The organism is Streptomyces sp. NPDC032745 (genome assembly GCF_055579465.1).
On the sequence record NZ_JBVING010000003.1, the window covers coordinates 695664 to 708601 of the forward strand.

Annotated in this window: 11 protein-coding genes and 1 tRNA gene; 6 read left to right on the forward strand and 6 right to left on the reverse strand. The window is 72.3% G+C overall.

The features are described from left to right. Window positions 1–15 precede the first annotated feature (15 nt). From ACZ5WG_RS11130 to ACZ5WG_RS11145, 4 genes are all read right to left on the reverse strand, one after another. Window positions 16–1356, reverse strand: a complete 1341-nt coding sequence (locus ACZ5WG_RS11130; protein WP_468722227.1) for a lysine N(6)-hydroxylase/L-ornithine N(5)-oxygenase family protein — start codon at window positions 1354–1356, stop codon at window positions 16–18. After that, entirely contained in the window at window positions 1353–2900 is a 1548-nt protein-coding gene (locus tag ACZ5WG_RS11135) for an ABC transporter substrate-binding protein (RefSeq protein ID WP_468722228.1), read from the reverse strand. The genes ACZ5WG_RS11130 and ACZ5WG_RS11135 overlap by 4 nt, the downstream gene beginning before the upstream one ends. Before the next feature lie 120 nt (window positions 2901–3020). Continuing rightward, window positions 3021–4298 (reverse strand): ATP-grasp domain-containing protein, encoded by a 1278-nt coding sequence (locus ACZ5WG_RS11140; RefSeq protein WP_468722229.1) that lies wholly within the window; start codon window positions 4296–4298, stop codon window positions 3021–3023. Beyond that, window positions 4295–5569 (reverse strand): ATP-grasp domain-containing protein, encoded by a 1275-nt coding sequence (locus ACZ5WG_RS11145; RefSeq protein WP_468722231.1) that lies wholly within the window; start codon window positions 5567–5569, stop codon window positions 4295–4297. The genes ACZ5WG_RS11140 and ACZ5WG_RS11145 overlap by 4 nt, the downstream gene beginning before the upstream one ends. Window positions 5570–5804: 235 nt before the next feature. Between ACZ5WG_RS11145 and ACZ5WG_RS11150 the strand changes: the two genes are divergently transcribed. The 6 genes from ACZ5WG_RS11150 (at window position 5805) to ACZ5WG_RS11175 (ending at window position 10782) form a co-directional block, all read left to right on the forward strand. Next, the gene (locus tag ACZ5WG_RS11150) at window positions 5805–7052 is read left to right on the forward strand and encodes an MDR family MFS transporter (protein ID WP_468722233.1); all 1248 of its coding nucleotides are present in this window, start codon (window positions 5805–5807) and stop codon (window positions 7050–7052) included. A gap of 63 nt (window positions 7053–7115) precedes the next feature. Continuing rightward, window positions 7116–7727, forward strand: coding sequence for a DinB family protein (locus ACZ5WG_RS11155; protein WP_468722234.1), 612 nt, complete (start codon window positions 7116–7118; stop codon window positions 7725–7727). A gap of 64 nt (window positions 7728–7791) precedes the next feature. Continuing rightward, a complete protein-coding gene (locus ACZ5WG_RS11160; protein WP_468722298.1) occupies window positions 7792–7950 on the forward strand; it encodes an AzlD domain-containing protein in 159 nt (52 codons plus the stop codon). A 121-nt stretch (window positions 7951–8071) separates the two neighbouring features. After that, window positions 8072–8145 (forward strand) — tRNA-Met (locus ACZ5WG_RS11165). Window positions 8146–8326: 181 nt separating this feature from the next. Next, a complete protein-coding gene (locus ACZ5WG_RS11170) occupies window positions 8327–9484 on the forward strand; it encodes a PP2C family protein-serine/threonine phosphatase (RefSeq protein WP_468722299.1) in 1158 nt (385 codons plus the stop codon). 293 nt (window positions 9485–9777) lie between these two features. Continuing rightward, on the forward strand, window positions 9778–10782 hold the full coding sequence (locus tag ACZ5WG_RS11175; protein ID WP_468722236.1) for a M23 family metallopeptidase: 1005 nt from the start codon (window positions 9778–9780) through the stop codon (window positions 10780–10782). Here the strand turns inward: ACZ5WG_RS11175 and ACZ5WG_RS11180 are convergent. Together ACZ5WG_RS11180 and trmB are read right to left on the reverse strand one after the other, a co-directional pair. Next, complete coding sequence (locus ACZ5WG_RS11180) at window positions 10691–11983, reverse strand: PrsW family intramembrane metalloprotease (RefSeq protein WP_468722238.1); 1293 nt, start codon at window positions 11981–11983, stop codon at window positions 10691–10693. The genes ACZ5WG_RS11175 and ACZ5WG_RS11180 overlap by 92 nt on opposite strands. A gap of 51 nt (window positions 11984–12034) precedes the next feature. Further along, window positions 12035–12793: a tRNA (guanosine(46)-N7)-methyltransferase TrmB gene (trmB, locus tag ACZ5WG_RS11185; protein WP_468722301.1), complete on the reverse strand. Its 759-nt coding sequence runs from the start codon at window positions 12791–12793 to the stop codon at window positions 12035–12037. Window positions 12794–12938 lie beyond the last annotated feature (145 nt).

Genomic DNA, 12938 nt, shown 5'->3' on the forward strand with positions numbered 1-12938 from the left:
CGTGGACCTTTCCGGTCAGGCGGCGGCGAGTACGGCGCTGCGGTCGGTGGCGGTGGCGGCGGCGGTCAGGCGGGCGGTCAGGGCGTCGGTGAGGGTCGCGGCGCGCAGCGACAGGAGGCTGAAGGAGCCCGCGTCGCCGATGCCGTGGCTGGACTCGCACAGGCCGTTCAGGAAGAGCGGCGGGGTCCCGTCGGCGACGGGTTCGAGCGCGTAGTCGGCGGACACCTGCAGGCGCCCGTCCGGCTCGGTGGCGAAGAGCTTCGCGAGCGGGGCCATCAGCGGCGGGCACAGCTCCTCGTGCGGGCCGGGACCCATGTTGCGGAAGCCGGTGGCGAGGACCGCGAAGTCCACGGTCTCGCTGATCCGCTCGCCGGTGGTGCGCTCGGCGAAGTCCAGGGCGATCCGGTCCCCGGTCTCCGGGGCCACGCCCACGGCCTCGTGGTTTCCGCGGACGAACACCTTCTGGTCGCCGTCCAGTTCCTGCTCGTAGATGGTCATGTAGAGCTCGCGCAGCACGTCGCCGTCGGCGGAGGAGTAGTTCGTGCCGTGCATGTAGGCGTCGAGGGCCTTCTTGCCCTCCCGGGACGCGCGGAAGTAGTAGTCGGTGAACTCGGGGAAGTAGCCCTCCTCGCTGAACGGGCTGGTGTCCTTCAGCCGCAGCGAGTGCGAGCGCGTGTACGTGGTGACCTTGGTGCGGGGGAAGCGGCGGTGCAGGTCGAGGGCGAGCTCGACGGCGCTCTGGCTGCCGCCGATGACGGCCACCGACTCCGGGGCGCGGCCCTCGCCGGTCAGCTCCGCCAGCTTCGGCAGGTACTGGGTCAGGTGGAAGATCCGCGGGGTGCGCAGCGAGTCGTACGGGGCCGGGACGTACGGGGTGCGGCCCGGGCCCATCACCAGCGTGCGGCCCAGGTAGCGGCTGCCCGACATGGTGGTGACCTCGTAGACGCGCTCGCCGGACTCCTCGACGATCTCGACGCCGGCGGCCCGCTGGTTGCAGTCGACCAGGTGCGAGAAGAAGCCGGCGGCCCAGCGGATGTAGCCCGCGTACTCCTTGCGGAGCGGGAACTCCGAGGGGAGGTTGAGGTGGCGCAGCAGCCGGCCCTGCTCGTGCAGGTAGTTCAGGAAGGTGTAGCGGCTGCGCGGGTTGCGCAGGGTCACCAGGTCGCGGCTCGGGTGGTTCTGGATGTCGGAACCGTCCAGCAGCATCCCGGGCTGCCACTCGGGGCTCGGGCGGGCCTCCAGGAAGCGGGCCGTCAGGGGCGACTCGCGCTCCTCCAGGGCGATGGCAAGGGCCAGGTTCGCCGGGCCGAAGCCGATGCCGAGGATGTCGTAGACGGGAGTCGTGCTCGCACTCATCGGGTGGTCTTCCTTGCCTTGACAGTGGTGAGGGTGGGGTTTCCGTCGAAGTCGATGCGCAGGCCGGTGATCCGGCCGCAGGCGTGGACCCGCTGGTCGGTCCGGTACCAGAGCGGGATCAGCGCCAGGTCCGCCATCGCCGTACCGTCCGCGCGGCGCCAGGCGTCGGCGCGCTCGGCCGGGTCCGTCGAGGCCCGGGCGCGCGCCACGAGCGCGTCGAACTCCGGGTTCACGTACCGGCCTTCGTTGTCGCCGTGGGCCGTGCCCTCGGCGTCGGGCGCCGTGCACGAGGAGTGCAGCAGCGGGAAGAGCATGTTGTCGGGGGTCGGGTAGTCGCAGGCCCAGCCGGCCCGGCAGAACCCGGCCGCCGCGATCGAGGTGCGGTGGTCCACCAGCCCCCGGGCGTCGGTGCGCAGCAGCTCGACGCGCCAGCCCAGGACCTCCTCGAGGCCATGGGCCAGGGCCTTGACCCAGTCGTCGTGCCCGGCACCGGTGTTGTACGCGAACTCGACGCGGCTGCCGGGTCCCAGGCCCGCCCGCAGGGCCGCCGCACGGGCCCGCTCCGGGTCGTACGCCGTCCAGCCGCTGTCCGGGTCGTCCGGGTCGCCCGCGGCCCCGTTCATGTGCGCGGTGGCCGCCGGCGAGGTGTGGGCCTTGCCGAACCAGGGGGACAGCAGGGAGTGGGCCGCGCTGCGCCGCCCCTGGAAGTACGTGTCGATCAGCCCCTGGCGGTCGATGGCCGCGGACAGGGCCCGGCGGGCGTCCAGCGAGTCCATCGGCGCCTGGTGGCAGAACGGGATCAGGTAGAAGAGGCCTGCGCCCTCCTGCTCGATGAAGCCGTCCAGGGCGGCCGCCTCGGCGGTGCGCGCCGGGGGGATCCTGGCGTAGTCGTAGACGCCGGCCAGGAAGCGCTCGTACTCGTCGTCCAGGCCGGTCACCGCGTCGAGGATGTCGATGTGCACCTCGCGCACCTCGGGCGCGGGCCCCGCCCACAGGTCATTGCGCTCCAGCCGGATCGCCACCCCGTGCTCCCAGGGGCCGGCCATCTTGAACGGGCCGTTGCCGACCGGGAGGTCGTTGTACGCCGGGTCGAGCGCCGGCCCGGCGCACTCCGGGACCGGGCTGAAGATCGGCTGGAGGGTCTTCAGGTCGAACTGCACGTCGGGCTCGGACAGCTCGACCACCAGCGTGGTGTCGTCGACCGCGGTGAAGGACCGCACGCCGGCCAGGTGGTACGCGGTCTCCGTATTGGCCTCGGGGTCCAGCGCCCGCGCCCAGCCGCGCACGAAGCTGTGCGCGGTGACCGGCTCACCGTTGCTGAACACCGTGCCGGAGCGCAGCGTGAAGGTCCAGGTCGTGGCGGCCGGGTCGCTCTCCCAGGACCGGGCGGTGGCCGGGATCAGGACGCCCTCCTCGTCGAGGGCGAGGAGTCCGGTGAACAGGGCCTTGCAGACGAGGATGCCCTCCCCTTCCTGAGCCTTGTACGGGTCGATGGCGGTGGGCTCCGTGATTCCCATCCGGAACACGGGGTCGTTGGCGTGCACGTGGGGCTCTTTCCGCGGTCGGTGGAGTGGAGTGGAGTGGACTGGACTGGAGGGGCGGCGGGCGATGTTTCACGTGAAACACCGCGTCGGGCGTCGGGCGTCGGACGGGCGCGCGGGCGGTCAGGCCGGTACGACGACCACGTCGAGCCGCTCGTCGAGGTCCGCGGCGATCCGCTCCACCCGGTCGATGTCGGCCGGGCTCCGGTAGGGCGCGGCCACCGCGAGCGAGCCGGCGATCTCGTACCAGCCCTCGGGGGCGCGCCGCAGCCGGTCGCCCGGCTTCGAGGCGGGGATGTACGAGCGGAAGTACGGGGAGTGCGTCGCGTCGCCGGGGTTGTTGCGGACCAGGGTCCCGGTCCGGTACGCGAACTTGATGCAGGTGGCGGCACGCGGGGCCGCAGCCCGGAGCACCTCGCCGTCCAGGAGCGCGGCGAGGGCGCCCGCGTCCTCCCCGGCGAGCACGGCCTTGGCGTAGAGGCGGACCGGGTCGATGCCGTGGACCTCGCGCAGATTGCGGTAGTTCTGGCCGCCGCTCATCCGGGTGGCGAACTCCACGACCCGGTAGCGGCCCTCGGAGTCCTGCCGGAACTCGGCGTTGAACAGGCAGTGCCGTACGCCCAGGCCCGCCGCGATGCCCTCGGCGACCGTGACCAGCTCCGGCTCCTCCTCCGGGGTGCGGAACGGGAGGGTGTAGAAGTCCTCCTCGAAGTACGGGCCGGGCATCTGCATCTTGTTGGTGACGCCCACCAGGTGGAACGTCCCGTCCAGGACCACTCCGTCGAGGGTGACCTCCTTGCCCGGGAGGAACTCCTCCAGCAGCGCGATCTCGGGGCCGTCGCTGGGGAAGTAGCCGCCCCACTCCTCGGCGAGGCGGGCGACGTCCGTGAGCGCCCGCTCGAGCTCGCCGCGGTCGCGGACCAGGCTGACGCCGATGCTGGCGGCCAGGGCGCTGGGCTTGACGATGAACGGGTACGTGAAGGCCTCGGCGGCGGCGAGACCGGCATCGACGCCGTCGACGCCCGCGAACTGCGGGCCCGGCAGCCCGTGCCGTTCCAGGAAGGACCGCTGGAGCTGCTTGTCACGGGAGATCAGGTCGGCCTCGGGGCGCGGCCAGGTGTGCCCGAGCAGCTGGTTGACCTTGGAGGTGACGGCGATGTCGCTGTCGTAGAAGGTGATCGCCGAGGCGATGCCGAGCCGCCGGGCCGCGGCGGCGCAGAACTCGGCGAGCTCCGTGCCCTCCAGCTCCTCCGGGATCGGCACGACGTTCGCGAACCGGCCGTCGTCCGCGGCCTGCGCGACCCGGGTCGCCAGGTGGATCTCCAGACCCATCCGCTCCAGGGTCTCGATGTGCTCGCGGTGCCACGCGTACGTGTTCCGCATGATCAGCAGGATCTTCATGACGCGGTCTTTCCGTTGGAGTCGTGCCGGACGGGGGTGGTGACGACGGTGACCTTCTCGGTGAGCCGCTCCGCGGTGGCGACGGCGGCCCCGGTGTCCGCCCCGGTGACCAGCACCTGGCCGACCCGGTCCCAGTTGCCGCGCAGCTCCCCGACGGTGTCGCCGGGCCGCACGCCGGTCTCCACGTCGATGACGTCGGGCAGGGCCCTGGCCTCGTCCGCGCCCTGGATCTGCACGACCGTGCCCGGTTCGGCGGACAGGAAGCGGGTGGCCGCCGCGTGGCGCGGGACGGGGCGCTCGGTGAGGGCCGGGATCAGCCCGAACTGCCAGGCCACGATCCACTCTTCGAGGTCGATGCCGTAGGCGGAGTTCAGCAGGTCGAAGATCCGGTCGCCGCCCATGCGGTTGTGGCTCTCGATGATCTGCGGGCCCGCGGGGGACAGCCGCAGCTCGGTGTGGGCGGCTCCGTCGGTGAGGCCCGTCGCGTCCAGGAAACGGGCGACGGCCTCTTCGATGCGCCGCTCGTCCGCCGGGTCGAGGCGGGCCGGCAGGGCGTGCCCGAGCTCGATGAACCCGCCGCCGGTGAGCTTCTCGGTCACCGCCAGGACGATGTGCCGGCCGGCGAACGAGAAGCTCTCGACGCTGTATTCGGGGCCGGGGATGTACTGCTCGGCGATGAAGCGGCCGATGGTGAAGAACGAACCCCACTGGAGGTCGGTGCGGGCCCGCAGGGCCTCCACCCCGGCCCAGGCCCCGGCGGCCTGCTCCGGCCCGTCGATCCGTACGACGCCCAGGCTGGCGGTGGCGTCGACGGGCTTGAGCACGAACGGGTAGCCGTGCTCGGCTCCGAAGGCGGTCAGCGCCCCGGCGCTGTCGACCTCGGCGGCGGCCACCGACAGGGCCCGCACCTCGGGGGAGGGGGACGCGGCCAGGTGGCGGCGCATCGCGTGCTTGTCACGCAGCAGTTCGGCGACCTCCTCGGAGGTGTTGCCGAGCCCCAGGTGGTCGCTGATCCGGCCGGCCGGGACCAGGCCCGGCTCGGTGATCGAGGCGACCCGGGTGAAGCCGTACGCCTGCTGCGCGGCCTCGACCAGCGGACGGGTGACGTCCCAGTCGGTGTAGTCCGCGATGAGGACGGCCTCGGCGAGCGCGGCGGCCTCGGGCACGAACTGGTCCTTGTGCTGGATCAGCACGAAGCGGATTCCGAGAGCCGCCGCCTTGCGCAGCGTCTGTATCCGTCCGCCGACGACGAGAAGCTTGTGTTCGGTCATGGCCCGAACTCTGCAGCAGAATTCCGGGCCGGGAAATGGATTCCGGCTGGCACAAGCGTGCCCGGCACGAATGATGCAGGGACGGCCGGCGGCGATCTTGAAATGGGCGCCCGGGCAAGAACGTGCCAGCCTCCTTTGTGCCAGCACTCAGCTCTGGGCAGGGCCTTGACCGGCGGGTTTCATGGTGGACGCCACCTCATCCGTGATTCGTCCCCCGATCGAGAAGGAGCCCCCCATGGCCGGCGAGGACCCCTTGCGCCGACGATTGCAGGACCTGCCCAGAAGCGCCTGGGTGATCTTCTCCGGAATGTTCCTCATCAAATTCGGCAATTTCCTGAACGTATTCCTGGTGCTGTTCCTGGTCGCCCGGGGATTCTCCGCATTCCAGGCCGGCGCGGCCCTCGGCGTGGTCGGGGTCGGTGCGTTCATCGGAAACGCCGTGGGCGGCACGGTCGCCGACCGCTTCGGCCGGCGCACCGCCATCGCGGTGTCGATGTTCGGCAGCAGCGCCGCCACCGCCCTCGTCCCGCTGACCGACGGCCTGTTCGCGACCACCGCGCTGGTCGGGCTCGTGGGCGTCTTCGCGCAGCTGTACCGGCCGGCGGCCGGCGCGCTGCTCGTCGACGTGGTCCCCGAGAAGCAGCGGGTGACGGCCTTCGCCGTGCTGCGGCTCGCCATCAACGTGGGCATGGCGGTCGGCCCGCTCGTCGGCGGCCTGCTCAGCGGGGCCTCGTACACGTACGTCTTCCTCGGCGACGCGCTGTTCTCCTGCGCCTTCGGCGTGCTCGCGCTGTGCACGCTGCCCGGCGGGCGCCCGCCCATGGCAGCACCCGCACCGCAGAGCGCGGGCCGGGGCAAGGGGGGCTACCGCGAGGTCCTCTCCGACCGCCCGTACCTGCTCTTCCTCGGTTCGATGGTCGCCGCGACCTTCGTGTACGGGCAGTCCACCGCGACCCTCCCGCTGCACGTCACCGACGCCGGCTTCGACAACAAGGTCTACGGCCTGCTGCTCGGCCTCAACGCCCTGCTCTGCGTGGTCATCGAACTCCCGCTCACCAAGCACACCGAGCGCCGCAACCCGCGCCGCGTGATCGCCGCCGGACTGGCCCTGCTGGGCATCGGCATGGCCCTCACGGGCGCGATGCACGCCGTCTGGCTGCTCGCGCTGACCGTGGTGGTGTGGACGGTCGCCGAGACGGTCTACACGCCGATCGCCAACGCCTACCCCGCCGAGTTCTCACCGGCCCACCTGCGCGGCCGCTACCAGGGGGCCGAGGGCATCGCCCACACCCTCGGCGGAGCCCTCGGCCCGGCCGTCGGCGGCCTCCTCTACAGCATCTCGCCGCCGCTCCACTGGACGGCCTGCGCCGCCGTGGCGGCCCTCGGCGCCCTCCTGATCCTGGGCGCCGACCCCGGCAACCGCGGGGAGGTGACGGACGCGCACGACACCGAGGAGACATCCGAACCGGCCCACGCGGCCTGACCTCTTCCAGCGCCGACTCCGCAGTCCCCGTACGAGCCAAGCCCACCCGAAAGGCACATCGGCATGACCATCAGCACCACCACCACCGGCGTCCACCGGATCGACATCCCCTCCGCCACCGAGGACCCCGCCGCGTACGTCACCGCGCTCCTCGACGTGGCCGGCGAACGCGACGCGTTCGACGTGCTCGCCAAGACCCCCGTCTGGGCGGCGCAGCTCTTCGCAGACCTGCCGACCGATCTCGCCGAGACGGTCCCCGAGCCGGGCGAGTGGCCCGCCGCCTTCATCGTCGGCCACCTCTTCGACGTCGACATCGTCTACGGCTTCCGCTGGCGCCTCGTGGCCACCGAGGACAACCCCGTCTACCCCGGCTACGACGAGCAGCTGTGGGCCCCGCTGCCCCGGCTCCCGTTCCGCCAGATGCTCGACGCCTGGACCGGCCTGCGCGCCTCCAACGTCGCCCTCCTCGCCGCCCTCGCCCCCGAGGACTGGCAGCGCACCGGCCGCCACGGCGAGCAGGGCGGCGAAACGATGGAGGTCATGATCCGGAAGGTCATCGGTCACGACATCGCCCACATCAACCAGATCTACCGGGCCATCCGCCTCGTCCGCCAGGCCGCCGGCCTCGACGTCGCCGAGCTCGACGCCACGTACGAATCCCTGGGCCTGCGCTGAGGCCTGTCCGCCGTATCCCGACCCCCGGAGAGAGCACACTCGCGGCGGCCGCCCTGCCCCGTCCCTGTTCGCCCCGGCCGGCACGCTCGACCTCGGCCCCGGCAACTACGCCCTCTGGCTGGCGGTGCCGACCCTGCTGCTCGCCTGGCGCACGCGGAACTTCTATCTGACGATCGCCTCCGGCATCGGATCCCTGGCCCTGCTCCGCCTGACCACCGGCTGACGGAAGCCGTCTTCCACCCGTTCTGAACGGCGCTGACCTGCGGGTATATCGGTCCTGGGGGTGGCCGGCAGGTTAATTGGCGTGAGCCCTCCCCGCGATGACGTAGAGTTGTGTTTACCGACGCGGGGTGGAGCAGCTCGGTAGCTCGCTGGGCTCATAACCCAGAGGTCGCAGGTTCAAATCCTGTCCCCGCTACTCAGTACGAAGGCCCGGTTCCCTTTGGGGAGCCGGGCCTTCGTCGTGTTCCCGGTCCGCCCTCACCCGATCGGCCCGTGCCGGGTCGCCGTACGGCCCCTGCTGCGGCCAGCCTTGAAGGGCGAGGCGGCAGCGGCCCGCACCCGTATGAGGGACCGGGCAGGAGAGCAGCGTGGTGAGCCTGGGGCAGCAGGGCGGCGACGAGTACGCGGGCGGCACCGGCAACGGTGCGGCCCGCCGAGTGGTCCGGGTGCTCCCGGCCGTGCTGATCGTGGTCGGACTGGCCTTCGACGTCATGACCCCGCCCAGCTACACGGGGTCCCCCTTCTTCTCCGCGGCCCCCCTGATCGCCGCCCCGCTGTCCTCCCTGCGGGTCACGGTCCTCACCGGCGTGCTGGCCTCCCTCGCGGTGATCCTGCTGCACATCCTCAACGGCACCACCTGGAAGGTCGAGGCGCTGACCGAGCTGGTGACCGTGGTGACCGTCTCCGCGCTCGCCGTCCTGATCAACCGGGTCGTACGGCGCAGCGGCGAGCAGCTCGCCTCGGCGCGCGGGATCGCGGAGGCCGCCCAGCGCGCCGTACTGCCGAAGCCCGCCGAACGCATCGCAGGCCTGCACGTCTGCGCCCGGTACGAGGCCGCGCAGGCGGACGCCTTCATCGGCGGGGACCTGTACGCCGTCCAGGACACCCCGTACGGAGTGCGGCTGGCGGTCGGCGACGTACGGGGCAAGGGGCTGGGAGCGGTGGAGGCCGTGGCGGTGGTCCTCGGGGCCTTCCGGGAGGCGGCGGAGACGGAGCCCACGCTCGCGGGACTGGCGCAGCGGCTGGAGCGGGCGCTGGCCCGGGAGGGCACCCGGCGCGACAGCCTGGACGCGGTGGAGGGGTTCACGACCTGCGTGCTCGGGGAGATCCCGGCGGGGGCCCAGGTGCTGCGCCTGGTCAACCGGGGCCACCCCGAGCCGCTGCTGCTTTACGCGGACGGGCGACTGGTGGTCCTCGCCCCGGCGGAGCCCGCGCTGCCGCTCGGCATGGGGGAGCTGGCCGAGGCGTGGCCGGACCGGGTCGAGGAGTGGGCCTTCCCGACCGGCGCCACCCTGCTGCTGTACACGGACGGGCTGACCGAGGCCCGGGACGCGGCGGGAGTCTTCTACGATCCGCCGGCCCGGCTGAACGGGCGGGTCTTCCCCGGGCCCGGCGAACTGCTCGGCGCGCTCAGCAGCGATGTGCGCCGGCACACGGGCGGCGGCGCGACGGACGACATGGCGCTCCTCGCGGTGGGCCGGCCGGAGGCGGGTCAGCCGGACCGGCGGCGCACCGTACCCGTGGTCGCTCCGTAACGGTGCGTAACTGAAATGGTGCGCTCTGCAAGGTTTATGACGGCTCGTCAAGGTGCAGATGTGGCCGAAGAGATATGGATCTTGGTAAATTTTTGCCCGAGTTGATCCGCTTAGGTGGCATTAGTGATGGCCAAAGGTGTGCATGGAGTGGCTGATTGCCGTTAACGATCAATCGCAACAGCTTGGAATCACTCCCCTCCGTCTATTACCGTTCGATAACGCAGCGCGGTCGTCCCAGCCGTCGCAAGAGGCGGCGCCGTGCGCGTGCGTGTCCCCATGAGGAGTGTGGCCCGGTGGCCTCCAACTCGCCTGCCCCCGAAGGCATCGAGCTCCAGGAAGCGCCCACCGCGGGCGCCTGGGGCGAATGGAACCCCACCGAGGACTCCGCCCGCCCGCCCCGCGGCAAGCACCGGGTCGTCAAGCAGCGCGGGGGACTCGCCCGCAGCTCCACCGTGCTCGGCGTCGGCGTCATCGCGGCGGTCGGCGCGAGCGGCATCGCCACCGCGCAGGACCGGCCCCAAGTCGCCATCTCCATGCCCTCGTTGCCCGACTTCGGGCTGGGCGGCGACGGGCAGCACGCGGACGCCGAGAGTCCCGAGGCGGGCGCCGAGGCCGCCACGAAGCCGACCGGCATCATCGCGCAGCAGGCCGCCGGGCATGCCGATGCCGGCGCGACCCTGGTGGGCCGCATCCTCCAGCAGGCCGAGTCCCAGGAGAGCGCCGCCGAGTCCCAGACCCGGGCGCAGGCCGAGCGGGCCGCGCAGGAGGCCGCCGCCGCGGAGGCCAAGGCCCAGCGGGAGGCCGCCCAGAAGGAGGCCGACGACGCCCGCGTGGCCGCCGAGAAGGAGGCCAAGGCGGCCGCCGAGGCCAAGGCCGAGCAGGAGCGGATCGCCAAGCAGGCCGGCAGCTACTCCCTCCCCACCTCCGCCTACACCCTCACCTCGCACTACGGCGACGCCGGTTCGATGTGGTCCTCCGGCCACCACACCGGCCTCGACTTCGCCGCGCCGACCGGCACCCCCGCCAAGGCCGTGGCCGACGGGAAGATCACCTCGGCCGGCTGGTCCGGGGCGTACGGCTACCGGATCGTGCTCGAGCTCGAGGACGGTACGGAGATCTGGTACTGCCACCTGTCCTCGATGTCGGTGACCTCCGGCTCGGTCGGCGCGGGCGAGACCATCGGCCGCGTCGGCGCCACCGGCAACGTCACCGGACCCCATCTCCACCTGGAAGTGCGCAAGGGCGGTTCGACGATGGACCCGCTGGCGTGGCTGGAGTCCAAGGGCCTGAGCGTCTAGCGGGCGGTACGAACGCCCGCTCGGCCGGCAGGGGGACCGGCCGCGGCGGAAGGAGCTCCTCCAGGACCGCCGCCCGGGCCAGGGCGGGCCCCGCCGTCGCCTTGCGCAGCCACAGACTGCGCAGCAACTCCCGCTCCCGGCAGGCGAAATCCGGCTCCCGCGCAGGTCCGCCCTGCCGGGCCCGGTGCCGCAGCAGGGCCAGCGCGGCCGCGTCCGCCTCGTACAGGGCGACCGCCCGGCCCGCCGCCCGGCCCCCGGTGCTCCGGGCCAGCGCACGGGCCAGCGACCGGGCCGGCATCGACACCAGGGCCGGCACCTCCGCCGGCCGCAGCCAGCCAGCGGCCGCGTACACCGCCAGCTCCCCGGCGACGGCCCGCAGCCGGCGCTGCCTTATCCGCACGGCCAGCCACAGCAGCAGCCCGAACACCGGGACCATCACGCAGCCGTAGACCGCGTAGAACCCGTACTCCCCGAACCGCGAGGAGCTGTTCCACAGCGCGTGCAGGCCCATCGCGGGCAGCAGCCCGAGCAGCGGCAGCCCGATCCGGCGCAGCCGGCCGGCACGGAGCGCGGCCGCGCCGAAGCCGAGCCCGGTGAGCACCGTGAACAGGGGGTGCGCGAACGGCGAGACCACGATCCGCACGAAGAAGGTCGCGGCCGTCACCGAGTCCAGCGGGGCGGCGCCGCTCTCCAGGTCCTCGCCGAAGGCGTTGCCGAGGTAGAGGACGTTCTCGGTGCAGGCGAAGCCGGTGGCGGTGAACCCGGCCACCACGAAACCGTCCGCGGGGCCGGTGAACTGGCGTCTTCGGAACACGAACACCAGCAGCAGGGCCGCAGCCTTGGCACTCTCCTCGACCACCGGGGCGATCGCCACCGAGCCGAGCCGGTCGGCGGCGGAGGCGTCGGCCGTCGCCGCCGTTATCCACTCCGTCGCGTAGTTGTTGGCCAGTATCGCGATCAGCGCCGCGGTGCAGGCGCCCCAGCCGAAGCAGAACAGCAACTGCGCCCAGGGTCGGGGCGCGGCCCGGCCGAGCCACCGGAAGGCCGCCATGAGCAGCGGCACCGGCAGGACGGCCAGCCCGAGGCCGACGAAGAACCCGGCGGTACCGGTCTGCTCCCGCACGAGTTCGAGGATCGCCAGCCCCGAAAGCGACAGCACGGCGAGCACGCACGTACGGACACCAGGGAGCGCTCGGAACACGTGATGACTCTAGCGAGCCGCCCTGACACGTGGAGTGACGATGATGGTTCTCTACTCGTTCGGGGACACCCGGCGTCGGGCGAAGAGCAGATCGTGCACGACGTGACCCTTGTCGAGGCCCTGTCCCTCGAAGCGGGTGAGCGGCCGGAAGCCGGGCCGCGGCGCGTAGCCGCCGTCCGCCTGGGTGTTCTCGAACTCCGGGTGCGCGGTGAGCACTTCGAGCATCTGCTCGGCGTACGGCTCCCAGTCGGTCGCGCAGTGCAGTACGGCGCCGGGGGCGAGGCGGGTGGCGGCCAGGTCGAGGAACTCGGGCTGGATCAGCCGCCGCTTGTGGTGGCGGGCCTTGGGCCACGGGTCCGGGAAGTACACGCGGAGCCCGGCGAGGGAGTCGGGCGCCAGCATCTCGCGGAGCAGGATGATGGCGTCGCCGTTGGCGACGCGGACGTTGTCGAGCCCGCTCCGCTCGGCCAGCGCGAGCAGGTTCCCCTGGCCGGGTGTGTGCACATCGGCGGCGAGGATCCCGGTCGCGGGGTCGGCGGCGGCCATCTGCGCGGTGGCCTCACCCATCCCGAAGCCGATCTCCAGCACGACGGGAAGCCCGTCGAACAGCTTCTCGAGGTCGATGACGGAATGCCCGTCGATGTCGAGCCCCCAGACCCCCCAGAGCCGCTTCAGGGCTTCGCCCTGCCCGGTGGTCACCCGGCTGCGTCGCGGCTGGAAGCTCCTGATCCGCCGCTCGTGGTGCGAGCCGGCCGGATCCGGGGCGGGCCCGTCGGGGAAACGGGGCTCGGTCCGCCACTTGGGGGGCACGTAGGAGTTCGCCTCCGGCGTGGCTTCCGGGGCGCTGGGCTGGGGGGTGAGGGACTCAGACACAATCCCCAGATTCTACGACCCCGCCCCCCACCGGCCGCCGCCCTCACCCACGCCTCCGCTCCCGGAGCCGCGGGCAGCCGTC

What these genes read in the sequence shown, in the direction of transcription:
- ACZ5WG_RS11130 (WP_468722227.1), bottom strand. Translation starts at nt 1,356, where the DNA reads ATGAGTGCGAGCACGACTCCCGTCTACGACATCCTCGGCATCGGCTTC.
- ACZ5WG_RS11140 (WP_468722229.1), bottom strand. Translation starts at nt 4,298, where the DNA reads ATGAAGATCCTGCTGATCATGCGGAACACGTACGCGTGGCACCGCGAG.
- ACZ5WG_RS11145 (WP_468722231.1), bottom strand. Translation starts at nt 5,569, where the DNA reads ATGACCGAACACAAGCTTCTCGTCGTCGGCGGACGGATACAGACGCTG.
- ACZ5WG_RS11150 (WP_468722233.1), top strand. Translation starts at nt 5,805, where the DNA reads ATGGCCGGCGAGGACCCCTTGCGCCGACGATTGCAGGACCTGCCCAGA.
- ACZ5WG_RS11155 (WP_468722234.1), top strand. Translation starts at nt 7,116, where the DNA reads ATGACCATCAGCACCACCACCACCGGCGTCCACCGGATCGACATCCCC.